The organism is Pseudomonas sp. B7(2017), assembly GCF_002112745.1.
GTDB lineage: Bacteria > Pseudomonadota > Gammaproteobacteria > Pseudomonadales > Pseudomonadaceae > Aquipseudomonas > Aquipseudomonas ekonensis.
On sequence record NZ_NEIP01000001.1, the window covers coordinates 339038 to 363975 of the forward strand.

The following is a 24938-nucleotide window of genomic DNA, read 5'->3' on the forward strand; positions in this document are numbered from 1 at the left end:
GTAGCCCGGCAGGCTGCGGCCTCACTCGGTCGGCGGGTTCAGCTTCGCTTCGAGCTCCGCCACTTTTGCCTCGAGGCTTTCGAGGCGGGCGCGGGTGCGGGCCAGCACCACCATCTGGCTGTCGAACTCTTCGCGGCTCACCAGGTCCAGTTTGCTGAAGGCGCTCTGCATCAGCATCTTGAACTGGCTTTCGATTTCGGCTTTGGGCAAGGGCGTATCGCCGCTGAACAGACGGGAGGCGGTGCCGCTCAGGGCGTCGAGGAAGTCTTTGGGCGCGAGCATGGGAAATGTCCTGGAAACAATGGCCGGCAGTGTATCACGCAGTGTCTATAGTCATTGGCGCCGGCAGGGATGCACGCTTTTCGCGCAAGCGGCCGGACGGCGGCGCACCGTTGTTGTGCGTATCCCCGGTGCCATTTAAGTGATGGCCTCTGCCGACGCGGCCAAGGGATTGAAATCAGTGGGTTTTGGCAAGGTGGCAAGCTTTCTGCTTAGTCGGTGGTGACCCATGCACTGATGCAGTCGCTGTGATGAATGCAGTGCGGCAGACGGAGCGGGGAGTTTCGTCTGATGCGGTTAGCTGGCGTCGGTCGGGCCGGGAGGGCCGACGATGCGTTACAAAGCCAGGCACTGCGCTTAGACTTGAGTCGGGTTTGTTTTCCTGGGGCAAGTCCACCAATTCGGGAGAGAGTTTCATGAAGCTAGTCACTGCCATCATCAAGCCGTTCAAGCTGGACGACGTGCGCGAGTCGCTGTCCGAAATCGGCGTGCAGGGCATTACCGTCACTGAAGTCAAAGGCTTCGGCCGGCAGAAGGGTCACACCGAGCTGTACCGCGGCGCGGAATACGTGGTCGATTTCCTGCCCAAGGTGAAGATCGACGTCGCCATCGACGACAAGGACCTTGACCGGGTCATCGAGGCGATCACCAAGGCTGCCAACACCGGCAAGATCGGTGACGGCAAGATCTTCGTGGTCAATCTGGAACAGGCGATCCGCATCCGTACCGGCGAAACCGATACCGACGCCATCTAAGCCGCCACAAACCCAACGCCCCAGGAGAAAACAAAATGACTCTGCGTAAATTCGCAGGGCTAGGAGCCCTGTTGCCTATCGTAATGCCCGGCCTGGCCATGGCGGCAGACGAAGCGGCGGCCCCGGTCCTCAATTCCGGCGACACGGCCTGGATGCTCACCTCCACGGCCCTCGTGCTGTTCATGACCATCCCCGGCCTCGCGCTGTTCTACGGCGGCATGGTCCGTTCGAAAAACATCCTTTCCGTGATGATGCAGTGCTTCGCCATCACCGGTCTGATCAGCGTCCTGTGGGTCATCTACGGCTACAGCATCGCGTTCGACACCACCGGCATGGAGCAGGGCGTCGTCAACTTCAACTCCTTCGTCGGCGGCTTCGGCAAGGCGTTCCTCGCCGGCATCACCCCGGCCAGCCTGACCGGCCCGGCAGCGCTGTTCCCCGAGGCGGTGTTCGTCACCTTCCAGATGACCTTCGCGATCATCACCCCGGCGCTGATCGTCGGTGCGTTCGCCGAGCGGATGAAGTTCTCCGCCATGCTGGTGTTCATGGGCATCTGGTTCACCGTCGTCTATGCGCCGATCGCGCACATGGTCTGGTCCGGCAACGGCGGCCTGATGTGGGACTGGGGCGTGCTCGACTTCGCCGGCGGCACCGTGGTGCACATCAACGCCGGTGTGGCCGGCCTGATCGCCTGCCTGGTGCTGGGCAAGCGCAAAGGCTTCCCGACCACCCCGATGGCGCCGCACAACCTGGGTTACACCCTGATGGGCGCGGCGATGCTGTGGATCGGCTGGTTCGGCTTCAACGCCGGTTCCGCCGCCGCCGCCAACGGCACCGCCGGCATGGCGATGCTGGTCACCCAGATCGCCACCGCCGCCGCGGCGCTGGGCTGGATGTTCGCCGAGTGGATCACCCACGGCAAACCGAGCGCACTGGGCATCGCCTCGGGCGTGGTGGCTGGCCTGGTGGCGATCACGCCGGCCGCCGGCACCGTCGGCCCGATGGGCGCGCTGGTGATCGGCCTGGCGGCGGGCGTGGTCTGCTACTTCTGCGCCACCAGCCTGAAACGCAAGCTCGGCTATGACGACTCCCTGGACGCCTTCGGCGTGCACGGCATCGGCGGCATCCTCGGCGCGATCCTCACTGGCGTGTTCGCCGCACCGTCGCTGGGCGGTTTCGGCACCGTCACCGACATCGCGGCGCAGGTCTGGATCCAGTGCAAGGGCGTCGGCTTCACGGTGATCTACACCGCGGTCGTGACCTTCGTCATCCTCAAGGTGCTGGACGCGGTGATGGGTCTGCGGGTGACCGACGAGGAAGAGTCGGTGGGCCTGGACCTGGCTCAGCACAACGAGCGTGGCTACAACCTGTAAGCCAGCGACCTGAAAAAATTGCCCGGTCCGCCGGGCATTTTTTTGTCCGGAATTTGTCATCCGTGACACCGCCGGAAGGTTTTCGCGTGCGGCTTCGGCGCCGTCGAAGGCAGGGGTGTTTATGCGGCCAATGGCTTACACCGCTGAAGGAATATTAGGGCCTTTGTTTTTTTCCAGAGCGCGCTAGAATGCGCCCCGAAACGTGCGGAGAACTGTATGTGGCAACAGACTCTGATAACCCTGCGGGCACGGCCCCGGGGCTTTCATCTGGTGACGGACGAGTTGCTGGCCGGCCTGCCCGGACTCAAGGCATGCAAGGTCGGTCTGTTGCATCTGTGGCTGCAGCACACCTCGGCGTCGTTGACTGTCAACGAGAACGCCGATCCGGCGGTACGTCGCGACTTCGAACGGTTTTTCAATCGTCTGGTCCCACAAGGAACGGACGGCTATGAGCACAACGACGAAGGCCTGGACGACCTCCCGGCGCACTTCAAGGCCAGCGTGCTGGGCTGTCAGTTGAGCCTGCCGGTTTCGGCGGGAAAGCTGGCGCTGGGTACCTGGCAAGGCGTTTACCTGGGCGAGCACCGCGATCATGGCGGCGCCCGCAAAGTCCTCGCCACCCTCCACGGTGAAGGGGCATGAGCCGCTGGTCAGCAGCGGCGGATGATTTTTTCCGGCGACTTTCGACAGTTGCCTAAGCTGGTCTATAACTAATCTGCTTTTCGCAAGTCATGAGGTAGAACATGAGCGACGATGATCTGGAAAACGACGACCTCGAAGTAGGCGACGAAGACGATACCGAAGAAGGTCTGGAAGCGGCGGCCGACGATGTCGCCGAGGACAGCGATGACGGCGGCGATGCACCTGCCCCGGCCGCTAAAGGCAAGGCCAAGGCTGCGGTCTCGGTCGACGAGCTGCCGAGCATGGAAGCCAAGAACAAGGAACGCGATGCCCTGGCCAAGGCCATGGAAGAATTCCTTGCCCGTGGCGGCAAAGTGGTTGAGGTGGAGGCCAATGTGGTCGCCGACCCGCCCAAGAAGCCCGACAACAAGTACGGCAGCCGCCCTATCTGAGGCGCGTCGCCCGCTTGCCGAAAAAGCCCGCCGTCGCTGCGGGCTTTTTCATGGGCGGCTGAAAGAGGTGGCAACGGGTTTTTGAGCCATCCCTTGTGGGAGCCAGCCTGCTGGCGATAGCAGTGGATCAGTCACCACCATCGGGCAGGCCCGATCGCCGGCAGGCTGGCTCCTGCACGGGCGTGGCATCAGTGGGAGAGGGCGTTCCAGCGCGCGAGCACGGCCGGCAGGTCGGTCAGGCTGCGGATCTCGGCATCCGGCAGGCGCTCCGCTTCCCAGGCCTTGCCCGCCGGGTTGAACCAGATCGCCCGCAGCCCGGCCTGCTGCGCCCCGGCGATGTCGTCCCCCGGGTGGTCGCCGATGTGCACCGCCGCCTCGGCACTCACGCCGCCGCGCTGCAAGGCTTCATGGAACAGCCGCGCATCCGGCTTGGCGATGCCGATGTCTTCGGCGCACAGGGCGAACTTGAAGTAGTCGGCCAGCCCCAGCCGGCGCACGTCGGCGTTGCCGTTGGTGACCACGCCCAGGGCATAGTGGTTGGCGAGGATCTCCAGCACCGGCTCGACCTCGGGGAACACCTCGATCTGGTGCCGTGCGTGGAGGAACACTTCGAAGCTCTTGTCCGCCAGGTCCGAGGCCTCGCCATGGGCGTAGCCGGCCTCTTCCAGCGCATGGAACAGCACCCGCCGACGCAGCGCGCTGATGCGGTGCTTGAGCCCGGGCTCGCCGGCCAGCACCCGTTCGCGGATGGCCCACAGGTGCTCCACCGGCACCGCGCCCAGGTTCGGCGCATGTTCGCCGAGCCATTGGCGCAGCACCGCTTCGGCGCTGAGGATCACCGGAGCGGTGTCCCACAGGGTGTCGTCGAGGTCGAAGGTGATCAACTGGATGCTCATGAATCCTCGCCTTTGGTGCGTTTGGCCCGTGGATGGGCGCTGTCGTAGACCGCCGCCAGGTGCTGGAAGTCCAGGTGGGTGTAGATCTGGGTGGTCTTGATGTCCGAGTGGCCGAGCAACTCCTGCACGGCGCGCAGGTCCTGCGATGACTCCAGCAGGTGGCTGGCGAAGGAATGCCGCAGCATGTGCGGATGCAGGTTCTGCCCCAGCTCCCGTTCGCCGGCGAGCTTGACCCGCACCTGGATCGCCCGGGGGCCGAGGCGCCGGCCTTGCTGGCTGACGAACACGGCGTCGTCCGCCGGATTGGCCAGGGCGCGCAGCGGCAGCCAGTGCTCCAGCGCTTCGCGGGCCTTGGCGCCCACCGGCAGCAGGCGGGTCTTGCTGCCCTTGCCGAGCACCTGGACCATGCCGTCGGCGAGGTCGAGCTGGTCGAGGTTCAGGCCCGTCAGCTCCGACAGGCGCAGGCCGGAGGAATAGAACAGCTCCAGGATCGCCTGATCCCGGCGGGCCATGAAGTCGTCCTCCACCGCGCCTTCGAGCAGTTGCAGCGCTCGGTCGGTGTCGAGGGTCTTGGGCAGGCGGCGCTCGCCCTTGGGCGGCGTCAGGCCGGTGGCCGGGTCGTGGTCGCAGAGGCCTTCACGGTTGAGGAAGTGATAGAGCCCGCGCACCGCCGACAGCAGGCGGGCGAGGCTGCGCGAGGACTGGCCCTGGGCGTGGAGGCGGGCGATCAGGCTGCGCAGGCGCTGGATGTCCAGCGCCTGCCAGCTGCCGATGTTCTGCTTGGCGCACCAACCGAGCACCTTGTCGAGGTCGCGGCGGTAGGCCGACAGGGTATGGGGCGACACCTGCCGCTCACTGCGCAGGTGTTCGCAGTAAGCGTCCAGTTGCCGTTCCATGTTCAGCGCACCTTGCGCAGGGAGCTGTTGACCCGTGGCAGCACGCGGCCCATGACTTCGGCGATGTAGCTCAGGAACAGCGTGCCCACTGAGCTCTTGTAGTGCTGCGGGTCGCGGCTGGCGATGGCGAGGATGCCGTGGATGCCTTGATGGCTGACGGCGACCACGGCGGTGGAGCCGATCTGCTTGCGCTGCTCCTCGCCGAACAGGAAGTCCAGCTCATGCTCGCGCAGGCTGCCGCTGACGCTCTTGCCCTCGGTGAGCAGGCCGCCGATGGCGGTCTGCGCGTCGGCGTGGGTCACCCAGCGGCCTACCGGCGCCGGGTTGTCGCCGAGCAGGATCAGGCTCACGAACGGCACCTGGAAGTCCTGGCGCAGGCTGTCCTCGACGCTGATCACCACGTCTTCGAGGGTCGCGGCGTCCATCAGCGCGAGGATCAGGCGCCGGGTCTTCTCGAACAGCCGGTCGTTGTCCCGGGCGACGTCCATCAGGTGCGAGAGGCGATGGCGCATCTCGATGTTGCGTTCGCGCAGGATCGCCATCTGGCGCTCGACCAGCGACACGGTGTCGCCGCGCCGGTGGGGGATGCGCAGGGACGGCAGCAGTTCCTCGTGTTCGGCGAAGAAGTCCGGATGGGCCTCCAGGTAGGCGGCGACGGCGGCCGCCTCCAGGTTTTCGGCGGCGGATCCGGCGGACGGTCTGGCGGGGGCTTGAGGCTTGTCGGTCATGGCTTCTGCTCGCTCAAAGACGCACTTGTCCTTCGTATACACGCACTGCCGGACCGGTCATCAGCACCGGTTGGCCGGGGCCTGCCCATTCGATGGACAGGCGCCCGCCCGGCAGGTCGATCGACAGCGGCGAATCCATCCACCCCTGGCTGATCGCGGCCACTGCAGCGGCGCAGGCGCCGGTGCCGCAGGCCTGGGTTTCCCCGGCGCCGCGCTCCCAGACGCGCAACTGCGCGCGGTGGCGGTCGATGACCTGGAGGAAGCCGACGTTGACCCGTGCCGGAAAGCGCGGGTGGTGTTCGATCTTCGGCCCCAGCTCATGCACCGGTGCGCTGTGGATGTCTTCCACTCGCAGCACGGCATGCGGGTTGCCCATCGACACGGCGGCGATGTCGACGGTGACGCCGTCGACCTGCAGCGGATAGCTTTGGGCCTGGGCCTGTGCATCGAACGGAATGTCGGCGGGCACCAGGCGCGGGGCGCCCATGTTCACGCCGATCTGGCCGTCGTTGCGCACGTCCAGCTCGATGATGCCGCCCTTGGTCTCGACGCGGATCCGACGCTTGGCGGTCAGGCGCTTGTCGAGCACGAAGCGGGCGAAGCAGCGGGCGCCGTTGCCGCACTGTTCCACTTCCGAGCCGTCGGAGTTGAAGATCCGGTAACGGAAGTCCACGTCCGGGTTGCTGGGCGCCTCGACGATCAGCAACTGGTCGAAACCGATGCCGGTGTTGCGGTCGCCCCACTGTTTGGCGTGTTTGGGCTGAATGTGCGCGTGCTGGCTGACCAGGTCGAGGACCATGAAGTCGTTGCCCAGGCCGTGCATCTTGGTAAAACGCAGCAGCATGGGGTCACTCCGGCAGCAGGCTTTCGCCGGCATACAGCTCGGCCACGGTTTCGCGGCGGCGCACTTCGAAAACTGAGTCACCGTCCACCAGCACCTCGGCGGCGCGGCCGCGGGTGTTGTAGTTGGAGCTCATCACGAAGCCATAGGCACCGGCCGAATGCACGGCCAGCAGGTCACCCTCTTCGAGGGCCAGTTCGCGTTCCTTGGCCAGGAAGTCGCCGGTCTCGCAGATCGGCCCGACCACGTCGTAGGTCCGCGCCGCGGTGTCGCGCGGGCGCACGGCGGCGATGTCCATCCAGGCCTCGTACAGGGCCGGGCGGATCAGGTCGTTCATGGCCGCGTCGACGATGGCGAAGTCCTTGTGCCCGGTGTGCTTGAGGTACTCGACACGGGTCAGCAGGACGCCGGCGTTGGCGACGATGTAGCGGCCCGGCTCGAACATCAGCGCCAGGTCGCGGCCGGCGAGGCGTTCGCGCACGGCCTTGACGTAGTCGCCGGCCAGCGGCGGCTCTTCGTCGCGGTAGCGCACGCCGAGGCCGCCGCCCAGGTCGATGTGGTGCAGGTGGATGCCGCAGTCGCCGAGGCGGTCGACCAGGTCCAGCACGCGGTCGAGGGCGTCGAGGAACGGCGCCAGGGTGGTCAGCTGCGAGCCGATGTGGCAATCGACGCCGATCACGTCCAGGTTCGGCAGGTGCGCGGCGCGCACGTACACGTCTTCGGCGTCGGCGATGGCGATGCCGAACTTGTTCTCTTTGAGGCCGGTGGAGATGTACGGATGGGTGCCGGCATCGACGTCGGGGTTCACGCGCAGCGAGACCGGTGCGCGGACGCCCAGCTCGGCGGCCACGGCCTGGAGGCGCTCCAGCTCGTCGGTGGACTCGATGTTGAAGCAGTGCACGCCGACTTCCAGGGCGCGGCGCATGTCGTCGCGGGTCTTGCCGACGCCGGAGAACACGATCTTGTCGGCGCTGCCGCCGGCGGCCAGCACGCGTTCCAGCTCACCGCGGGAAACGATGTCGAAACCGGCGCCGAGACGGGCCAGGACGTTCAGCACACCGAGGTTGGAGTTGGCCTTGACCGCGAAGCAGACCAGGTGCGGCATGCCGGCCAGCGCATCGGCGTAGGCCCGGTACTGGGCCTCGATGTGGGCGCGGGAGTAGACGTAGGTCGGCGTGCCGAAGCGGTCGGCGATGGCGGACAGCGCCACGCCTTCCGCGAACAGCTCCCCGCCACGGTAGTTGAAAGCGTCCATGGCGATCCCTTAGTAGACGTCGTGCTTGTGTGCCTTGGAAGCAGGCTGATGCTGCGACGACTTGGCTTGCTCGGTCGGGTCCTGATCTTCGTCGGGCAGGTACAGCGGGCCTTTTTGACCGCAGGCCGAGACGAGGCAGGCAACCGCGACGAGCGCCGCGAGGGAAGAGATCAGGCGCTTCATGGCGAAATCCTTGAAAATGCGTTAATTGCGCCGGAGTATACCGGCGACCCGGCGGATTGCCTATGCGACGGGGTTCCCGTCCGGCGGGGCCTGTTGCGGCGGCGCAAGCGACTCCTGCGGCGCCCTGGCCGGCGCCGTCGCCAGCAGGCTGGCTCCCACAGGAATCGAGGGAGGCCGTGGAACCCGCCCGGTCGTTATTCTTTGCAATCGGGCGCCGTCGCTCGTATCTTGCGGCCCTTGAGCCTGATCCGTCATTTCCCGAGGTTGCCGCAATGAGTCTGTCCGAAGCCCGTTTCCACGATCTGGTCGATGCCACCCAGCAGGCGCTGGAGGACATCTTCGACGACAGCGACCTGGACCTGGACATGGAGAACTCGGCCGGTGTGCTGACCGTCAAGTTCGACAGCGGCAGCCAATTGATCTTCAGCCGCCAGGAGCCGCTGCGCCAGTTGTGGCTGGCCGACCGTTCCGGCGGTTTCCACTTCGACTACGACGAGCAGGCCGGCAAGTGGGTGTGCGAGAAGACCGAAGAGCTGCTGGGCGAAATGCTCGAACGCATCGTCTGGGAGCGCGCCGGCGAGAAGCTCGACTTCGACGAGATCTGAGATGAGCACCGAGATCCGGCCTGCCAAGCCGCTCTACAGCAACGTCAGCCCGGCGGTGCCTTCGCCGTGCAGCGGTGTCTGCCGGCTGGACGAGCAGAAAGTCTGCCTGGGCTGTTTCCGCCATGTCGAAGACATCCGCGAATGGCGCTCGGCGGATGACGAACGCCGCCGAGCGATCTGCGCGCAGGCGGTGGCCCGCAAGGCCCGGGCCTGACCGGCGCAGGTTTGTGTCCGGCTTTGGGTGGCTTGTATATTTTTTGAGCTGTGATAGTGTCCGGACACGCCTCAACCCATCGAGGCCCGGTAAGAACCCCGTCTTTTTTGGCGGGGTTTTGCTTTTTTGCGCAGAAGAAAGGAGTCTGCCCGGATCATGACCGCACCATCCATCACCCTTACCCGTCTGGACGTGCAACGTCTGGAGCAGCTGATCGACAGATTGCCTGAAGGCACCCGTGGCGTTGATGAGTTGCAAACCGAACTGGACCGCGCCGAAACGCTGGTGAGCCACGATGACGTGCCCGCTGACGTCGTCACCATGAATTCCCGCGTGCACTGCCGCGAGGAAGGCAGCGGCAAGGACTACCACCTGACCCTGGTGTATCCGAAGCACGCCAACGCCGACGAGGGCAAGATCTCGATCCTGGCGCCGGTGGGCAGCGCGCTGCTGGGACTCAAGGTCGGCCAGCACATCGACTGGCCGGCGCCGGGCGGCAAGACCCTGAAGCTGACTCTGCTCGAAGTCGAGTCGCAGCCGGCCAACGGGGGCGACTTCCCGGTGTGACCCCGCCTCAGGCCTGTTCGAGCGCCTCGTTCAGGGCGCGCTCCAGGTCGGCCTTGTAGCGCAGGTAAAGATTGCTCGAACTCTGCCCGTCCCCGAGCAGGCCTGACAGGTCCAGGTCGGTGATGTAGCAGCGGTAGCGTTCGGTTTCCCGGCGCTGGCCGATGATCTCTCGGGCGACCACGCCGAACAGCTGGTCGCCGTGCTCCAGCTCGCTGAATTCCCGTTGGTTGCAGTACAGCGTGACCTGCACCTGACCGGGTGCGGCCTTGCCGATGATGGCCTGCACGTCGTAGTACGGTTCGTCGGCCGGGGTCTGCGGCGCCGCCCGCGCTTCGACCCGCCGCGCCCGTCCGGGGCCCTGGGGCAATAACTGGTAATACAAAATCTCGAGGTCGGGGGCCGGGCCCTGATCCATCGGTGCCTGCGTCTCGCGGCGGAACTGGATCGATTGCAGGAAGCGCTGCAGCGGCACCAACAGGCTCTGCTCGTCGTGGTAGGGCAAATGCTGCTGCCACAGCGCGTTGAACTCATCCAGCACGTACAGCTCGGCCTGCCGTTCGGTCACCCGGTAGAACACCTGAATGCATTCGGGTTGGCCCATGGGCAGGATCAGCGCGAGGTCGTGGTCCTCCAGCGCCATCGGATCCAGGTGCAGGGGGCTGTAGTGCGGCAGCTCTTCGCCCAGGTAATCCAGCAGCGCGGGCAAGGTGGCGAGCGCCGCGTGGCTGACTTGGCCCGGCACCAGCTCCAGGACGTGATAGTGCTGCTGGACCTGGATGAGGTAGCGGTGGTTGAGTCCGCTGAGCAGCAGGGTCTGGGCGGTGTCGAGAATCTCTTCCACCCGCCGGGCGATGAACTGCGCGCGGTTGTGGCAGAAGCAGCGCACCCGCAGCTTCGGCTGCCGGGCGCCGGTCGGCAGGTTGTTCAGGTAGTCGCGCAGGCAGTCGAGCAGGGCGTGGGGGCCGTCGAAGCGGTTGACCAGCACCTCGTTCCAGCTGTTGAGCGTGACCTGGTCGAGCGTCAGCACCAGGTTCTCGCGCACCCCGGCGTAGCTCAGGGAGTCGGTGCGCTCGGTGGTCATCAGGATGTTCAGGTCGCGGTGGTGCTTGAGCGGATCGACGCCGACGTTGACCAGCAACAGCACCTCGCTCGGCACGCTGGCGTGCAGCAGCGGTTCTTCGGCGACGGTGGGCAAGGGCAGGACGATGCTCTGCTGCAGGCTGCCGAGCAGGTTGAACAGCTCGAACTCGCTCAGGTCGCTGGTGCCGGGGTGCAGCGCCAGGCGGGTGCTGCTGTCGATCACGCCGTTGCGGTGGCACCAGGTCAGCAGCTCCAGCAATTCGCGGCTACGCTTGATCGGTGCGAAGTGCTCCCATTCCAGCGCCGTGAGGCTGCCGTTGTACAGGCCCCATTGGGTCTGCCCCGGTTCTTTCTTGTTGGGCGACTGCACCAGGGTCAGGGTGTCTTCGGCCAGGTCCGGGGCGATGCCGGGGTTGATGAATTCGATCTTGTCGGCCTTGCGCTCGAAGGCCGCGTACAGCCGCCGGCCCAGCACATTGAGGTCGCGTTTGTTGATCAGGCTGACGGTCTGCTCGGTGCGGGCGAAGCGGGTCAGGAAGCGGTAGCTGTAGTTCAGCTCGTTGACCAGCGCCAGGCGCTCGGCGCTGACCTGGCGCACTTTCCATTGGCTGCGGCTGTCGAGCAGCGCCAGTTGCCGACGGTCCCAGTGCCATTCGTCGGCCAGGCGCTCGAGCAGCGAGCGCTGCCAGCTCTGGGTGCGGGTGTTGCCGGTGAGCTTGCGGTTGACCTTGAGGTACAGCGCCCGGCGCACCAGTTCCAGCCGCTCCGGTTCGTTGCGTGCCGTGAGGTATTCCTCGATCCGCCGGTACACCACCATGTACGGATCCAGCTCGTCCAGGTCCAGCCGGTTGGCGAACACCGCCTGCTTGAAGCGCAGGCTCAGGCACTGCACGTGCGGGTGCTCGCTGGCGTAGACCTCGGTCAGCAGCAGTTTGAGCACCGACTTGTAGGGCGATTCGATGCCCTTGAACAACTGCCACAGCCCGGCGCCGATGAACTCCCCCGGCGGGATGTGCGCCAGGTGGCCGAGGTCGAGGGTTTCGTCGGTGCGGATGAAACGCTTAGAGATCAGGGTGTGGGTGTACTGCGCGTAGGCGCTTTCCTCATAGACCGGCACCAGCCACCAGATCGGCGTGCGGCCGGCCAGCCAGATGGCCGTGCGGTAGAACTCGTCCAGCAACAGGTAGTGCTGGGTGGTGCCGCAGTCTTCGGAGCTCAACTGGCTGTCGCGCTCGCCTTTGACGAAACGGGCCGGGTCGATCAGGAAGAAGTGCGCCTCGGCGCCTTGGCTCGCGGCCCAGGCTTCGAGGGCCTGGCACTTTTTGCGCAGCTCGGCCAGTTCGCTGTCGCCCAGGTCCGGGGCATGGCAGACCCACACGTCCATGTCGCTCTGGTCGGCCTGGGCCAGCGTGCCGAGGCTGCCCATCAGGAACAGGCCGTGGATCGGCCGGGGCGGGTTGCTGCCGTGGCGCGGCTTGTAGGAGAACGACCGGGTCAGGCGCTGGGCCTCGGTGAGCGTGTCGGCGTCCGGCTCATAGTTCGACAGCCCTGCCGGCGTGCTGCCCGACACATAGCCGGGCAGCAGGGGATGGTTGACGTGGAAGAACAGCGGCAACAGGGTCAGCACGCTTTGCTGACGGGGCGAAAGCCCTTCCCGTGCCCGGTCCAGGCGGCCTTCGTTGAGTTTGAGGAAGCGTGCGCGCAGCTGGCTGAGCACCTTGCGGTCGATGCCTTCGTCCAGGTCGGGGCGGATTTCGTGGGTGCGGGGCATGTCGGCTCGCAGGGCTCGGGGGCAGAGGGGCTCGCAATGCCGGGGAGTTTAGCGCCTGGGCGGGGGAATCATTAAGCTGAATTTGTTTTTTGGCGCCATTTTTCCAGCGCCGGCACCGGCAGGCCGCCGGGCTGGCCCGCGGAAAGCCCGTGGCAGGGGTTTCCGTGGGCAATGGGGGAGAAGGTCAGGCGGTTTCTTCGGCGACGTCGAGGATGGTCAGCAGACTCTGCACGTGTTCTGCGGCATCGCGGCCCAGGCTGGTCAGGTAGCCACCGTCGACCTGGTCGATGAGTTCTTTCTGGAACAGGCTCTTGGCGGCGGCGATGTGTTTCGGGGCGGCGGTCTGATGAATCTTCAGACCTTCCTGGGAACTGTCCAGGTTGAAGAGTGCGAGGACTTCCAGTTCGGCAACCAACTCAGGGGTAAGCGACATAAGGACTCCAGACTTTCTAGGAATTGAGCGACAGCGCCCCTAAGGTGAACCTGCCGTTGCGGCCTGTCCAGTGCCGCCGACCGGGTTTTTTCCTTCTTGGGGGTGGAGTCCAGTGTAGTCAGGCGCCGGCGCCGGGCCGCAGAGATGGGTGACAAATTGTGTGGGAGCGGGCGCGCTCCCACTGGGTCGGGCTCACTGCTTTTCCGGCGGCAGCTCAGGGAGCGCGCGCAAGGCCGTCTCGTACCACTGGGTGTCGAACGCCCGGTCTTCGTCGAGCATGGCGTCGATCTCGTAGGCCAGCACATGGGCCATCAGGTTGAGGATGTCCTCGCGTTCGTAGCCGACCAGGGTCAGCTTGTTGAACGTGGCCTTGGCCGCCGGCGGGTTCTCGCTTTCGATCTGGTTCTCGACGGCCTCGATCAGGGTGGACTCGGTGAAGGCTTCTTCGTCGTTGTCGATGTCGGTTGGCTCGCTCATGGCAGGCTCCTGTGCAAAAGGCGTCAGTCTACCCTCATTCAGCGCCGTGATGCCGGTGGCGCGAATCCCCCGCAGGATCTATAAACAGGCACTGCCCACCCCGCACGGCCTGGAGGCTATGTGATGTTCAAACTGTACGGATTCGCTGTCAGCAACTACTACAACATGGTCAAGCTGGCGCTGCTGGAGAAAGGCCTGCCCTTCGAAGAGGTCACGTTCTACCCGACGCAGACCCCGGAGGCACTGGCCATCAGCCCCCGCGGCAAGGTGCCGGTGCTGGGGGCCGGCCCCGGCTACATCAATGAGACATCGGTGATCCTCGAATACCTCGAACAGACCGGCCAAGGTGCGCCGCTGCTGCCTGCCGACCCGTTCGAGCGGGCGCAGGTGCTGGCGCTGGCCAAGGAGATCGAGCTGTACATCGAGCTGCCGGGCCGTGCCTGCTACGGCGAGGCGTTCTTCGGCGCGACGGTGCCTGAGGCGATCAAGGAGAAGACCAAGGCCGAACTGCTGCTGGGCTTCGCCGCCCTGGGCCGGCACGGCAAGTTCGCGCCGTACGTGGCGGGCGACCGCCTGAGTGTGGCGGATCTGTATTTCCTGTACAGCGTACCGCTGGCCTGCGCGGTCGGACAAAAGCTGTTCGGGGTGGATCTGTTGGCAGAGATGCCGAAGGCCAAGGCGCTGCTGGAACAGCTGGAGGAGAATCCGCACGTGCAGAAGATCGCGGCGGACAAGGAAGCGGCGATGCCTTTGGCCCTTAGCGGGCGGCGAGCAGGGCCTGGCCGCGGGCCACGGCAGCCTTGACCTGGGCCGGTGCGGTTCCGCCGATGTGGTCACGGGCGTTGACCGAGCCTTCCAGGGTCAGCACGGCGAACACGTCCTGTTCGATCTGGTCGCTGAACGTGCGCAGTTCTTCGAGGCTCATTTCCGCCAGGTCCTTGCCGGTGTCCACGCCGTACTTCACCGCATGGCCGACGATTTCGTGGCAGTCGCGGAACGGCAGGCCGCGGCGCACCAGGTAGTCGGCCAGATCCGTGGCGGTGGAGAAGCCGCGCAGGGCCGCCTCGCGCATCATCGCGTGCTTGGGCTTGATCGCCGGCACCATGTCGGCGAACGCGCGCAGCGAGTCGCGCAGGGTGTCGGCGGCGTCGAACAGCGGTTCCTTGTCTTCCTGGTTGTCCTTGTTGTAGGCCAGCGGCTGGCCTTTCATCAGGGTCAGCAGGCCCATCAGGGCGCCGAACACGCGGCCGGTCTTGCCGCGCACCAGCTCCGGCACGTCGGGGTTCTTCTTTTGCGGCATGATCGAGCTGCCGGTGCAGAAGCGGTCCGGCAGGTCGATGAACTGGAACTGCGCGCTGGTCCACAGCACCAGCTCTTCGGAGAAGCGCGACAGGTGCATCATCGCGATGCTGGCCGCCGAGCAGAATTCGATGGCGAAGTCGCGGTCCGACACGTTGTCCAGCGAGTTGCCGCCCACGGCGTCGAAGCCCAGCAGCTGCGCGGTGTATTCGCGGTCGATCGGGTACGTGGTGCCGGCCAGCGCGGCGCTGCCCAGCGGCATGCGGTTGGTGCGCTTGCGGCAATCGGCCAGGCGCTCGTAGTCGCGGCTGAGCATTTCGAACCAGGCCAGCATATGGTGGCCGAAGGTCACCGGCTGAGCGGTCTGCAGGTGGGTGAAGCCCGGCATGATGCTGCCGGCTTCGCGCTCGGCTTGCTCCAGCAGGCCTTTCTGCAGGCGGGTGATCTCGGCCAGGATCAGGTCGATCTCGTCGCGCAGCCACAGGCGGATGTCGGTGGCGACCTGGTCGTTGCGGCTGCGGCCGGTGTGCAGCTTCTTGCCGGTGATGCCGATGCGGTCGGTCAGGCGGGCTTCGATGTTCATGTGGACGTCTTCCAGGTCCACGCGCCAGTCGAACTGGCCGGCCTCGATCTCGCCCTGGATGGTCTTCAGCCCGTCGATGATGCTGTCGCGCTCGGCATCCGTCAGCACGCCGACCTTGGCCAGCATGGTGGCGTGGGCGATCGAGCCCATGATGTCGTGGCGATACAGGCGCTGGTCGAAAGTGACGGAGGCGGTGAAGCGGGCGACGAAGGCGTCGACGGGCTCACTGAAGCGGCCGCCCCAGGACTGATTGGTCTTGTCAGTGCTCATGAATTCGCTCGTATCGGCTTGGAGAAAGAAGGCTGCAAATGCTGGCGCGGATGATAACAGGGTTGCCGATCCTGTCGCTGACACTGGTCGAAACGTTTTTTTCTCATCCCCTGCGCCACAATCGCCGCCGTCGCCGTCGCGATTTGCGCAACGATATTTTCCGATTGAGCAATGTCGGCCCGACGAACGTCTACAGTTGGACTGAAGGGTCGGCGCAAATGCGGTTCGGGCGCCGGCCAAGAAAAAGAGAGGGGTGGGAGCTTTGGTCATCGGCAAGCCCTGCGCAAGGCGCAGGATCCGGGCACCGGCAAATTTTGCCGGCCGACGTACGGCACTTTTCGGCGTCCGCGCTAGTCTTAGCGTGGTTCGCGGTGACGGACGTCACTCCACCTGTCTACGCTATCCTTGTGCGAGACTCACGCAGGAATCCAGCGCAATATGAATGTCCTGATCGTTGATGACGAACCCTTGGCCCGCGAGCGCCTCAGCCGAATGGTGAGCGAACTCGGGGGTTACACTGTCCTGGAGCCCAGCGCCACCAATGGCGAAGAGGCGCTGGCCCTGATCGACAGTCACAAGCCGGATATCGTGCTGCTCGATATCCGCATGCCGGGCCTGGATGGCCTGCAGGTCGCTGCCCGTCTGTGCGAACGAGAAACCCCGCCCGCCGTGGTGTTCTGCACAGGTTCCGATGAATTTGCCGTGGAGGCCCTGAAGGCCGGTGCCGTGGGCTATGTGGTGAAACCCGTGCGAACCGAACACTTGCAGGACGCCCTGAAAAGGGCCGAACGTCCCAACCGGGCCCAGCTCTCGGCCCTGACCCGTCCCGCCGCCGAAAGCGGCAACGGTCCGCGCAGCCACATCAGCGCCCGGACCCGCAAAGGCATCGAGCTGATTCCCCTGGATCAGGTGGTGTACTTCATCGCCGACCACAAATACGTGACCCTGCGCCACGAGCACGGCGAAGTCCTGCTGGACGAGCCGCTCAAGGCGCTGGAGGACGAGTTCGGCGAGCGCTTCGTGCGGATCCACCGCAACGCCCTGGTGGCGCGCGAGCGCATCGAGCGGCTGCAGCGCACGCCGTTGGGGCACTTCCAGCTCTACCTCAAAGGCCTGAACGGCGATGCCTTGATCGTCAGCCGCCGGCATGTGGCGGGCGTGCGCAAGATGATGCAGGGGCTCTGACCCGGCGTCCGTCGCTTCTTCCTGTCAGGCACACGGGCCAGGGAGGCCGTGCGCTTGCTGATTCAAGTCAAAGTGGATTTGGCTGAGCTGTTATCATCCGCCGTATCTATTCAGTACGGATTGATCCATGTCCTCTCGCGAAATCCGCATCGCCACCCGCAAAAGTGCTCTGGCCCTCTGGCAGGCCGAATTCGTCAAAGCCCGTCTGGAAGCGGCCCACCCGGGGTTGCAGGTGACGCTGGTGCCCATGGTCAGCCGCGGCGACAAGCTGCTCGACTCGCCGCTGTCGAAGATCGGCGGCAAGGGGCTGTTCGTCAAGGAACTGGAAACCGCGCTGCTGGAGAACGAAGCCGACATCGCCGTCCACTCGATGAAGGACGTGCCGATGGATTTCCCCGAGGGCCTGGGCCTGTTCTGCATCTGCGAGCGTGAAGACCCGCGTGACGCCTTCGTCTCCAACACCTACGCCAGCCTCGACGCGCTGCCGGCCGGCAGCATCGTCGGCACGTCCAGCCTGCGCCGCCAGGCCCAATTGCTGACCCGCCGTCCGGATCTTGAGATCCGCTTCCTGCGCGGCAACGTCAACACCCGTCTGGCCAAGCTCGACGCAGGCGAGTACGACGCCATCATCCTCGCGGCGGCCGGCCTGATCCGTCTCGGCTTCGAAGACCGCATCACTTCGGCGATCAGCGTCGACGACAGCCTGCCCGCCGGCGGCCAGGGCGCCGTGGGCATCGAATGCCGCAGCGCCGACCGCGAAATCCATGCCTTGCTGGCGCCGCTGCATCACGCCGACACCGCTTCGCGGGTGACCGCCGAACGTGCCCTCAACAAACACCTGAACGGCGGCTGCCAAGTGCCGATCGCCTGCTACGCCGTGCTGGAAGGCGATCAGCTGTGGCTGCGCGGCCTGGTGGGCGAACCGAGCGGCGGCAAGCTGCTCAGCGCCCAGGCCCGGGCCCCGCGCGAGGCGGCCGAGTCGCTGGGCGTGCAGGTCGCCGAAGACCTGCTCGGCCAGGGCGCCGACGACATCCTCAAGGCAGTGTACGGCGAGGCAGGTCACGAGTGACCGGCTGGCGCCTGCTGCTGACCCGTCCGGCGGATGACTGCACGGCGCTGGCCGAGGTGTTGGCGCAGCAGGGGATTTTCAGCAGCTGCCTGCCGCTTTTGGAGATCGTCCCTTTGGCGGTCTCTGACACAATGCGCCGGACCCTGGGGCAACTGGCGCAGTACGCTGCGGTGATCGTGGTCAGCAAACCGGCGGCGCGCCTGGCCGTGCAACTGCTGGACGCTTGCGCAGACGTGCCGCCGTCGTTGCCCTGGTTCAGCGTCGGCGCGGCGACGGCGCAGATTCTGAAGGACCGGGGGCTGGACACCCACTTCCCGGACGAGGGCGACGACAGCGAAGCACTGCTGCGCCTGGAGCGCTTGCGCGAGGCGGTGGCGCGGCCCGGTTCGCGGGTGCTGATCCTGCGCGGCGAGGGCGGGCGCGAGCTGCTCGCCGAGCGCCTGCGCGCGCTTGGTGCTAGTGTCGAGTATCTGGAGCTGTACCGCCGCGACCTGCCGGTCTGCGCGCCAGGGGAGCTGACGCGCAGGATCGGATCGGAACGCCTGAACGGGCTGGTGGTCAGCAGTGGACAGGGTTTCGAGCACCTGCGCCAATTGGCCGGCGACGCCTGGCCCGAGGTGGCGCAGTTGCCGTTGTTTGTTCCAAGCCCAAGGGTCGCCGAACAGGCGCGTGCCGCCGGGGCCCGAACAGTTGTGGATTGCCGCGGCGCCAGTGCCGCGGCCTTGCTGACGGCGTTACGGGAGCATCCCGTGCCCGTTCTCTAATGCAAAGGATGGATACGTGAGCGAAACAGCCTTGCCTAAAGATGATGTTCAACCTGTGATCGATGCACCGGTTGACGTACCACCACCACCGGCCCGGGAACCGCGTCGGGGAAACGGACTGGCCATCGTGGCATTGCTGCTGGGCGCCGCCGGCGTCGCGGTCGGCGGCTGGGGCGTGTGGCAGGTGCGTCACCTGCAGGCCGACACCCGGCAGCAGTTGGACCAGGTGCAGGCGCTGAACGATCAGGCGCAGTCGCTCAAGCTCAACGAGCAGCGCCTGACCGAACGTCTCGGGCAATTGCCGGGCGCCGACGAGCTCGATGAGCGCCAGCGGCTGGTGACGCAGTTGCAGGGCGATCAGCAACGTCTCAACCAGCGTCTGGAAACCGTCCTCGGCGCCAGCCGCAAGGACTGGCGCCTGGCCGAGGCCGAGCACCTGCTGCGTCTGGCCAGCCTGCGCCTGTCGGCGCTGCAGGACGTCAGCAGCGCCCAGGCCTTGGTGCAGGGCGCCGACGAGATCCTGCGCGAACAGAACGATCCCGGTTCGTTCGCCGCCCGCGAGCAAGTGGCGAAAACCCTGGTGGCCCTGCGCAGCACCGCGCAGCCGGACCGCACCGGCCTGTTCCTGCGCCTGGGCGCCCTGCGCGATCAGGTCATCGAACTCACCGAACTGGCGCCCGAGTACAAGGACCGCGGCGAATCCCTGCTGGGCCTGACGGCCGACGGCGACGGGGCCAGCCGCTGGGCGCAATGGTGGGATCAGGTCTCGCGGTACATCCGCATCGACTTCAACGCCGACAAGAACGTGCGGCCGCTGCTGGCCGGGCAGAGCCTGAGCCAGGTGCGCCTGGCCCTGAGCCTGGCGCTGGAGCAGGCGCAGTGGGCAGCGCTCAACGGGCAGGCGCCGGTCTACGCCCAGGCGCTGGCCGAGGCGCGGGACGTGCTCAAGGGCAACTTCAATCCGGACAACCCGCAAAGCAAAATCATGCTGGAGCAAGTGGCCGAACTGAGCCAGCAGCCGGTGACGGTCAGCACGCCGGATCTGGCCGGCACCCTGAGCGCGGTGCAGGCCTATCTCGAGCGGCGCAACGTCAATGCCGAAGACTCGGTCAAGCCGTTCGCCAAACCGGCCGCCGGCACGGCGCAGGAGGCCACGCCATGAAGCGCCTGTATGTGATCGTGTTTCTGGCCATCGCCGTCACGGCGGCGCTGGGTCTGGCGATCGCCCAGCATTCCGGTTACGTGCTGGTCGCGTACAAGAGCTTCCGCTATGAGTCGAGCCTGTGGGCGACCCTGGCGCTGGTGGCGGTTCTGTGGCTGCTGATCTGGGCCGTCAAGGCGCTGGTCGAGCTGGTGCTGACGTCCGGCGGGGTGGTCAACCCGTGGTCGCGGCGCAACCGCAGCCGGCGCGTGCAGGTGGCGATCGAGCACGGGCAGCTGGATCTGGCCGAAGGCCGCTGGGCCAGCGCCCAGCGTCACCTGTACCGGGCCGCCGAAGCCGAGCGCCAGCCGTTGCTGTATTACCTCGGCGCCGCCCGTGCCGCCAACGAGCAGGGCAACTATGACGAATGCGACCGTTTGCTGGAGCGCGCCCTGGAGCGTCAGCCCCAGGCCGAACTGGCGATCGCCCTGAGCCACGCGCAGTTGCAGACCGACCGCGGCGACACCGACGGCGCCCTGGAAACGCTGCAGGCCATGCACGGGCGCCATCCCCACAACGCCCAGACCCTGCGCCAGTTGCAACGGCTGCATCAGCAGCGCGGGGAATGGTCGGCCGTGATCCGGCTGTTGCCGGAACTGCGCAAGGACAAAGTCTTGCCGCCGGCCGAACTGACGGAGCTGGAACGCCGTGCCTGGGGCCAGAACCTGTCGCTGGCGGCCCAGCGTGAAGAGGACGGCACGGTCGGCCAGCAATCCCTTGAGCGGGCCTGGCAGCAGCTCACCTCCGCCCAGCGTCAGGAGGCGCCGCTGGTGCTGGCCTACGCCGAGCAGTTGCGTCAGTTGGGCGCGCAGGTCGAGGCGGAAGAAGTGCTGCGCAATGCCCTCAAGCGCCAGTACGACAGCCACCTGGCGCGCCTGTACGGTCTGGTGCGCGGCAACGATCCGGCGCGTCAGTTGCAGACGGCGGAGGGGTGGCTCAAGGAACATCCCGCCGATCCGAGCCTGCTGCTGACGCTGGGTCGCCTGTGCCTGCAAGCCAGCTTGTGGGGCAAGGCGCGGGACTACCTGGAAAGCAGCCTGCGCACGCAACGCAACCCGGAGGCCTGTGCCGAACTCGCCCGCCTGTTGGCCCGTCTCGGCGACACCGAGCGCAGCAATCAGCTGTTCCAGGAAGGGCTGGGCCTGCTGGATGACCGTCTGCTGGCCGCACCGTTGCCGGTGCCGGCCCGTGCCTGAAGGAGTGACGGGGAGCGTGCTCCCCGTTAACGCCCGACGCCAGAAAAGTTACTGCTGATCTGGGTCTTAGGCAGCGTCCTACACGGGACTACATCTAATCCTCTCGCACCTGTCGGGATTTCCCTACACCTCTGGTGAAGTGTCGGCAGTGCCCCGCCTTGAAAGGCCGGCGCGCTTTCCTCTACCGTAACTGCCTGTCTTTACTGTTGCGGATAAGCCATGTCGTTGACCTGCTCACGCTCCCTGTTTTTCATGGCTTTCATGGCAGGGGCTCTGGCCCTGGGGGCTTCCTACTACCTCGAATACACGGTCGGCCTGACGCCTTGCCATCTGTGCCTGGTGCAGCGCCTGTTCCTGGTCGCGCTGTTCGTCTGCTGCGGTGTGGCGGCGGTGCATGGGCCGCGGCGGGTGGGCCTGTCGCTTTACTGGATGTCGGCGCTGGCCGCCAGCGCCGGGGGCATGACCGCCGCCTGGCGCCAGGTGCTGTGGCAGAGCGACCCGCTGCACCAGTTGGCGAACTGCATACCGGCCCCAGAAACGCCGCTGTCGTGGATGTGCGCGCTGTCAGGCATGTTCAACGACCACGGCGACTGCGCCGAGATCTCCTGGACGCTGTTCGACCTGAGCATTCCGGAGTGGAGCCTGCTGTTTTTCCTCGGCATGTCGATCCTGGCGGTCTACCAGCTCTTGCGTCTGCTCTGGGGCGCGGTGCAGCGTCCGTTCGGCGGCGAAGCGTCGCACCGGCTGTTGATTCGGGATTAAACGCTTGTATGAACTTTGTCGCCTGCGTACCTTGAAGCCACTGGCCTGCGGGAATAATCTGGCCCGCACGTGTCATTGCAATTCAGTTGCTCAATGACGCTCTGCCCGGCAGCCTCCGAATCCGTTTTCACAAGAGGGGCGCGGGTGTAGAGCAGTGACCCACAAGGGAAGAGAGATCGCCATGCTCGAAAGTTGTCAGAGTGCTCAGGAACGTTGGGGTGGAGTTCATCAGCTGATCGACCGCTGGCTCCAGGAGCGTGAGGAGCTGGTGACCGCGTTCAGCAAACTGCGCGATGCCAAACCCGCGTTCGCCGACAAGTCGAAGAACGGCCGGTTCTGCCAGATCCTCGTCGATTACGTGTCCGCTTGGCACTTCGAAGTGCATGAACAATTGAGCGATGAAGCCAAGGCGTTCCATGACAAGCGCGGGCTGAAACTTGCGGAGCAGATCGGGCCGCGCATCGACGAGATCACGCAGCTTGCCCTGGACTTCAATGACCACTGCCACAAGGGCCAGTGCAATGACACCGAGCGCTTCGCGGAAGAGCTGAAGAATCTGGGCGTGCTGTTGCACGAACGCTTCGAGCTGGAAGACTGCCTGATCGAAGTGCTGCACAACGCCCACAAGGAAGAAGCCCCGGTTCAGGCCTGACGGCGACCCTTGGGCAAGACACACAGAACGGTGCGCCATGGCGCACCGTTTTTCGTTTGCGCGGTCAGCCGGTCGCGCCCTTCAATTCGACCTCGAACACCAGCGGCGTGAACGGTGCGATCAGGTCGCCGGCACCGTCCGCGCCGTAGGCCTGATCGGAGGGGATCACCAGTCGCCATTTCGCGCCCACCGGCATGTTCTGCAACGCGGTGCGCCAGCCGGCGATCACGCTGTCGAGGTTGAACCACTGCGGCTGCGTGTTCTGGTCGAACACGGTGCCGTCCGGCAGTCGGCCGACGTACAGCACCTGCACCTTGCCGTCGGGGCCGGCCTTGGTGCCGGTGCCGGGCGCAAGCTCGGTCATCAGGATGCCGTCGGCCAGTTCCTTCACGCCGGGCTTGGCCTTTTCGGCGGTGAGGAAACGCTGCTCGTTTTCCATCGCGGCCTCGCTCGAAGGCTGCGATGCCTGCTCGGCGTTGCGCGATTCGTGGTCGGCCAGGATCTGCTCGATCCGCGCCTCGCTCAAGGCCAGCGGCTTGCCTTGGTAGGCCTGCTGCAAACCGTCGATCAACGCCTGGATCTGCAGTTGCGGCACCTCCTGGCGCAGGCGTTCGCCGAGGCTGGCGCCCAGGCTGTAGGCCAGGTCATGGGCATCGTTCGCAGTGGTTTTCTCGTCGGCCTGGGCGACGGAAAAAACCAGGCAGAGGGATAAAAAAAGGTAGCGCGGCATGGGCACTCTCCATCCTGAATTGCGGTGGATTATGCCAGCGCAGACACCTGCAACGGTGAACTGCTTTTGTCTGTGCGCAGAAGTTTTGCGCAGCGCTGCAACCGAGCGCTTTCGATACTGTCAACATGCCCTAGCGGCGGTAGCAGCAGAGGTCTAGTATGAGCCGCACTCACGTCAGCCAGGAGGTAAACCATGTCGGCCACCAAGAAGCCCGTAAACACTCCGTTGCACTTACTCCAACAGCTCTCGGGCAGCCTGCTCGAACATCTGGAAAACGCATGCTCCCAAGCCTTGGCTGATGCTGAAAAACTGCTCGCCAAACTGGAGAAGCAACGCGGCAAGGCGCAAGAGAAACTGCACAAGTCCCGCACCAAACTGCAAGACGCCGCCGCCGCCGGCAAAGCCAAGGCGCAGGCCAAGGCCAAGTCGGCCGTGAAGGAACTCGAAGACCTGCTCGACGCGCTGAAGGGCCGTCAGTCCGACACCCGCAGCTACATCCTGCAACTCAAGCGCGATGCCCAGGAAAGCCTGAAACTGGCCCAGGGCGTGGGTCGTGTGCAGGAAGCCGCCGGCAAGGCGCTGTCTGCCCGTACGGCCAAACCGGCAGCCGCCGCACCGGCCAAGAAAGCCGCCGCCAAACCGGCTGCGAAACCCGCTGCAAAACCTGCCGCCGCCAACACCGCTGCCGCCAAGGCACCGGCCAAGCCTGCCGCGAAACCTGTAGCCGCCAAAGCGCCGGCGAAGGCTGCCGCCAAACCTGCCGCGAAGAAACCGGCAGTGGCCAGCACCGCCAAGCCTGCGGCCAAACCCGCCGCTAAACCTGTGGCCAAGGCTGCCGCCAGCAAGCCGGCCGCCGCTAAACCGGCAGCCGCCAAAGCCGCCCCGGCGAAGACCGCAGCCGCTAAACCCGCAGCGAAACCCGTAGCCAAGCCTGCGGCGAAACCCGCAGCGAAACCGGCTGCGAAGACCGCTGCCGCGAAACCTGCCGCCAAGCCGGCCACCGCCAAACCCGCAGCCAAACCTGCGGCAAAAGCGCCTGCCAAACCTGCCGCTGCGGCGAAGCCTGCGACCACCGCCGCCAAGCCTGCGGCTGCAAAACCTGCGGCCAAGCCAGCAGCCAAACCTGCCGCGAAAAAACCGGCCGCCGCCAAGCCTGTCGCCAAGCCGGTGACCGCTGCCGCCGCCAAGCCGGCCGCTGCTGCACCTGCAGCCGCCACCGCCCCAACCGCCGCCACCCCGACCAGCGCACCCACACCTGCGCCGGCCGCCGTGTCGAGCGTCGCCAGCACCCCGACCAGCGCCTCCTAAGCGCCGGCCGCCGCGACGCGCAGCACCCGCAGCGCGTCGCGGTTCAGGTTGGCCGCCTCGCCGGCCAGGCCTTCGAGCCAGTCGCTCGACTCTTTCGAGTTCCGCGCCCAACCCTGGGCCACGCCTTCCAGCCGCGACAGCAGCGCGCGCTCCGCTTCCAGTTCCAGCCCCTTGATCTGCTCCCGCATGCCCTTGAGCAGCGGGTCGGTGTCGGCCGCCTCTTTCCATTGCAGGCGCAGCGCCCGAAGCGGTTGGACCACGTCGCGGTCCCAAGGGTCGGTGATGTGCCGAAGCTGGTGCACGCGCCCGTCGTCGCAGGTCGCGTCTCGTTGTTCAAGCCACAGGCCGCACAGCATCAGGCACACGTTCGCCCCCGCCGATTGCAGGCGCAGGCAGGCGGCCTCCACGTCCGGACGGGCGTAGACGGCCAGGGCAAAGCTCCACAGGTCAGAGGACATCGTGCTACTCGCGCCAGTTGCGGGCGAAGCTGGTA

At 65.9% G+C, this 24938-nt stretch carries 29 protein-coding genes and 1 pseudogene; 17 read left to right on the forward strand and 13 right to left on the reverse strand.

Going from position 1 to position 24938, the window contains the following annotated elements; genetic code table 11:
* Window positions 1–21 precede the first annotated feature (21 nt).
* Window positions 22–282 (reverse strand): accessory factor UbiK family protein, encoded by a 261-nt coding sequence (locus CAG29_RS01570; protein WP_085693793.1) that lies wholly within the window; start codon window positions 280–282, stop codon window positions 22–24.
* 413 nt (window positions 283–695) lie between these two features.
* On the opposite strand from CAG29_RS01570, the gene glnK reads away from it, so the two are divergent.
* The 4 genes from glnK (at window position 696) to sutA (ending at window position 3480) form a co-directional block, all read left to right on the forward strand.
* Window positions 696–1034, forward strand: a complete 339-nt coding sequence (gene glnK / locus CAG29_RS01575) for a P-II family nitrogen regulator (protein WP_002555808.1) — start codon at window positions 696–698, stop codon at window positions 1032–1034.
* Between the two features lie 35 nt (window positions 1035–1069).
* Entirely contained in the window at window positions 1070–2407 is a 1338-nt protein-coding gene (locus CAG29_RS01580) for an ammonium transporter (protein WP_085655888.1), read from the forward strand.
* Between the two features lie 216 nt (window positions 2408–2623).
* The gene (locus tag CAG29_RS01585; protein ID WP_085581187.1) at window positions 2624–3049 is read left to right on the forward strand and encodes a secondary thiamine-phosphate synthase enzyme YjbQ; all 426 of its coding nucleotides are present in this window, start codon (window positions 2624–2626) and stop codon (window positions 3047–3049) included.
* 101 nt (window positions 3050–3150) lie between these two features.
* Complete coding sequence (gene sutA / locus CAG29_RS01590) at window positions 3151–3480, forward strand: transcriptional regulator SutA (RefSeq protein ID WP_085581184.1); 330 nt, start codon at window positions 3151–3153, stop codon at window positions 3478–3480.
* A gap of 188 nt (window positions 3481–3668) precedes the next feature.
* Here the strand turns inward: sutA and CAG29_RS01595 are convergent, their stop codons facing one another.
* The 6 genes from CAG29_RS01595 to CAG29_RS01620 are packed head-to-tail and all read right to left on the reverse strand — an operon-like array spanning window position 3669 to window position 8279.
* Window positions 3669–4376, reverse strand: coding sequence for an HAD family hydrolase (locus CAG29_RS01595; RefSeq protein WP_085655887.1), 708 nt, complete (start codon window positions 4374–4376; stop codon window positions 3669–3671).
* A complete protein-coding gene (gene xerC, locus CAG29_RS01600; RefSeq protein ID WP_085655886.1) occupies window positions 4373–5272 on the reverse strand; it encodes a tyrosine recombinase XerC in 900 nt (299 codons plus the stop codon). Before xerC ends, CAG29_RS01595 begins: the two co-directional genes overlap by 4 nt.
* Window positions 5273–5274: 2 nt before the next feature.
* The gene (locus CAG29_RS01605) at window positions 5275–6000 is read right to left on the reverse strand and encodes a DUF484 family protein (protein WP_085581176.1); all 726 of its coding nucleotides are present in this window, start codon (window positions 5998–6000) and stop codon (window positions 5275–5277) included.
* A 13-nt stretch (window positions 6001–6013) separates the two neighbouring features.
* Window positions 6014–6844, reverse strand: coding sequence for a diaminopimelate epimerase (gene dapF, locus CAG29_RS01610; protein WP_085581174.1), 831 nt, complete (start codon window positions 6842–6844; stop codon window positions 6014–6016).
* 4 nt (window positions 6845–6848) lie between these two features.
* Window positions 6849–8096, reverse strand: a complete 1248-nt coding sequence (gene lysA, locus CAG29_RS01615) for a diaminopimelate decarboxylase (RefSeq protein WP_085581172.1) — start codon at window positions 8094–8096, stop codon at window positions 6849–6851.
* Between the two features lie 9 nt (window positions 8097–8105).
* Window positions 8106–8279, reverse strand: coding sequence for a lipoprotein (locus CAG29_RS01620; protein WP_085630167.1), 174 nt, complete (start codon window positions 8277–8279; stop codon window positions 8106–8108).
* Window positions 8280–8551: 272 nt separating this feature from the next.
* On the opposite strand from CAG29_RS01620, the gene cyaY reads away from it, so the two are divergent.
* The 3 genes from cyaY to rnk all read left to right on the forward strand — a co-directional run bounded on the left by cyaY (window position 8552) and on the right by rnk (window position 9665).
* Window positions 8552–8884: an iron donor protein CyaY gene (gene cyaY, locus CAG29_RS01625; RefSeq protein WP_085637132.1), complete on the forward strand. Its 333-nt coding sequence runs from the start codon at window positions 8552–8554 to the stop codon at window positions 8882–8884.
* Between the two features lies 1 nt (window position 8885).
* Window positions 8886–9098 (forward strand): DUF1289 domain-containing protein, encoded by a 213-nt coding sequence (locus CAG29_RS01630; RefSeq protein WP_085581164.1) that lies wholly within the window; start codon window positions 8886–8888, stop codon window positions 9096–9098.
* 156 nt (window positions 9099–9254) lie between these two features.
* Entirely contained in the window at window positions 9255–9665 is a 411-nt protein-coding gene (rnk, locus tag CAG29_RS01635) for a nucleoside diphosphate kinase regulator (protein ID WP_085581162.1), read from the forward strand.
* Window positions 9666–9672: 7 nt separating this feature from the next.
* Here rnk and CAG29_RS01640 read toward each other — a convergent pair whose 3' ends face one another.
* The 3 genes from CAG29_RS01640 to CAG29_RS01650 form a co-directional block, all read right to left on the reverse strand.
* Window positions 9673–12516, reverse strand: a complete 2844-nt coding sequence (locus CAG29_RS01640) for a class I adenylate cyclase (protein ID WP_085637126.1) — start codon at window positions 12514–12516, stop codon at window positions 9673–9675.
* 184 nt (window positions 12517–12700) lie between these two features.
* On the reverse strand, window positions 12701–12949 hold the full coding sequence (locus CAG29_RS01645) for a TIGR02647 family protein (RefSeq protein ID WP_085581158.1): 249 nt from the start codon (window positions 12947–12949) through the stop codon (window positions 12701–12703).
* A 192-nt stretch (window positions 12950–13141) separates the two neighbouring features.
* Window positions 13142–13426 carry a hypothetical protein gene (locus CAG29_RS01650; protein WP_085581156.1) on the reverse strand — a complete coding sequence of 95 codons (285 nt, stop codon included), beginning with the start codon at window positions 13424–13426 and terminating at the stop codon, window positions 13142–13144.
* Window positions 13427–13549: 123 nt separating this feature from the next.
* Between CAG29_RS01650 and CAG29_RS01655 the strand changes: the two genes are divergently transcribed.
* A complete protein-coding gene (locus CAG29_RS01655) occupies window positions 13550–14230 on the forward strand; it encodes a glutathione S-transferase family protein (protein ID WP_085693794.1) in 681 nt (226 codons plus the stop codon).
* Here CAG29_RS01655 and argH read toward each other — a convergent pair.
* Entirely contained in the window at window positions 14184–15578 is a 1395-nt protein-coding gene (gene argH, locus CAG29_RS01660) for an argininosuccinate lyase (RefSeq protein ID WP_085581152.1), read from the reverse strand. The genes CAG29_RS01655 and argH overlap by 47 nt on opposite strands.
* Before the next feature lie 322 nt (window positions 15579–15900).
* Here argH and CAG29_RS28940 point away from each other — a divergent pair.
* From CAG29_RS28940 to rsd, 8 genes and pseudogenes are all read left to right on the forward strand, one after another.
* Window positions 15901–16020 (forward strand): annotated as a pseudogene (locus CAG29_RS28940) (sensor histidine kinase); the annotation flags it as partial.
* Window positions 16017–16763, forward strand: a complete 747-nt coding sequence (locus CAG29_RS01670; RefSeq protein WP_085630161.1) for a LytTR family DNA-binding domain-containing protein — start codon at window positions 16017–16019, stop codon at window positions 16761–16763. The pseudogene CAG29_RS28940 and the gene CAG29_RS01670, both read left to right, overlap by 4 nt.
* A gap of 127 nt (window positions 16764–16890) precedes the next feature.
* Entirely contained in the window at window positions 16891–17832 is a 942-nt protein-coding gene (hemC, locus tag CAG29_RS01675) for a hydroxymethylbilane synthase (protein WP_085581147.1), read from the forward strand.
* Window positions 17829–18596: a uroporphyrinogen-III synthase gene (locus CAG29_RS01680; RefSeq protein ID WP_085630159.1), complete on the forward strand. Its 768-nt coding sequence runs from the start codon at window positions 17829–17831 to the stop codon at window positions 18594–18596. The genes hemC and CAG29_RS01680 overlap by 4 nt, the downstream gene beginning before the upstream one ends.
* Before the next feature lie 16 nt (window positions 18597–18612).
* A complete protein-coding gene (locus CAG29_RS01685) occupies window positions 18613–19758 on the forward strand; it encodes a uroporphyrinogen-III C-methyltransferase (protein ID WP_085630157.1) in 1146 nt (381 codons plus the stop codon).
* Window positions 19755–20993, forward strand: a complete 1239-nt coding sequence (locus CAG29_RS01690; protein WP_085581141.1) for a heme biosynthesis protein HemY — start codon at window positions 19755–19757, stop codon at window positions 20991–20993. The genes CAG29_RS01685 and CAG29_RS01690 overlap by 4 nt, the downstream gene beginning before the upstream one ends.
* 219 nt (window positions 20994–21212) lie before the next feature.
* A complete protein-coding gene (locus CAG29_RS01695; RefSeq protein WP_085581139.1) occupies window positions 21213–21755 on the forward strand; it encodes a disulfide bond formation protein B in 543 nt (180 codons plus the stop codon).
* Between the two features lie 181 nt (window positions 21756–21936).
* Entirely contained in the window at window positions 21937–22407 is a 471-nt protein-coding gene (gene rsd, locus CAG29_RS01700) for a sigma D regulator (protein ID WP_085581137.1), read from the forward strand.
* Between the two features lie 64 nt (window positions 22408–22471).
* Here the strand turns inward: rsd and CAG29_RS01705 are convergent, their stop codons facing one another.
* The gene (locus tag CAG29_RS01705) at window positions 22472–23137 is read right to left on the reverse strand and encodes an FKBP-type peptidyl-prolyl cis-trans isomerase (RefSeq protein WP_085637123.1); all 666 of its coding nucleotides are present in this window, start codon (window positions 23135–23137) and stop codon (window positions 22472–22474) included.
* Window positions 23138–23329: 192 nt separating this feature from the next.
* Between CAG29_RS01705 and CAG29_RS01715 the strand changes: the two genes are divergently transcribed.
* On the forward strand, window positions 23330–24445 hold the full coding sequence (locus tag CAG29_RS01715; protein WP_085693796.1) for an AlgP family protein: 1116 nt from the start codon (window positions 23330–23332) through the stop codon (window positions 24443–24445).
* Here CAG29_RS01715 and CAG29_RS01720 read toward each other — a convergent pair.
* Entirely contained in the window at window positions 24442–24903 is a 462-nt protein-coding gene (locus CAG29_RS01720) for a TIGR02444 family protein (protein ID WP_085655880.1), read from the reverse strand. The two genes, CAG29_RS01715 and CAG29_RS01720, sit on opposite strands and share 4 nt — an antisense overlap.
* Window positions 24904–24938: the final 35 nt, after the last annotated feature.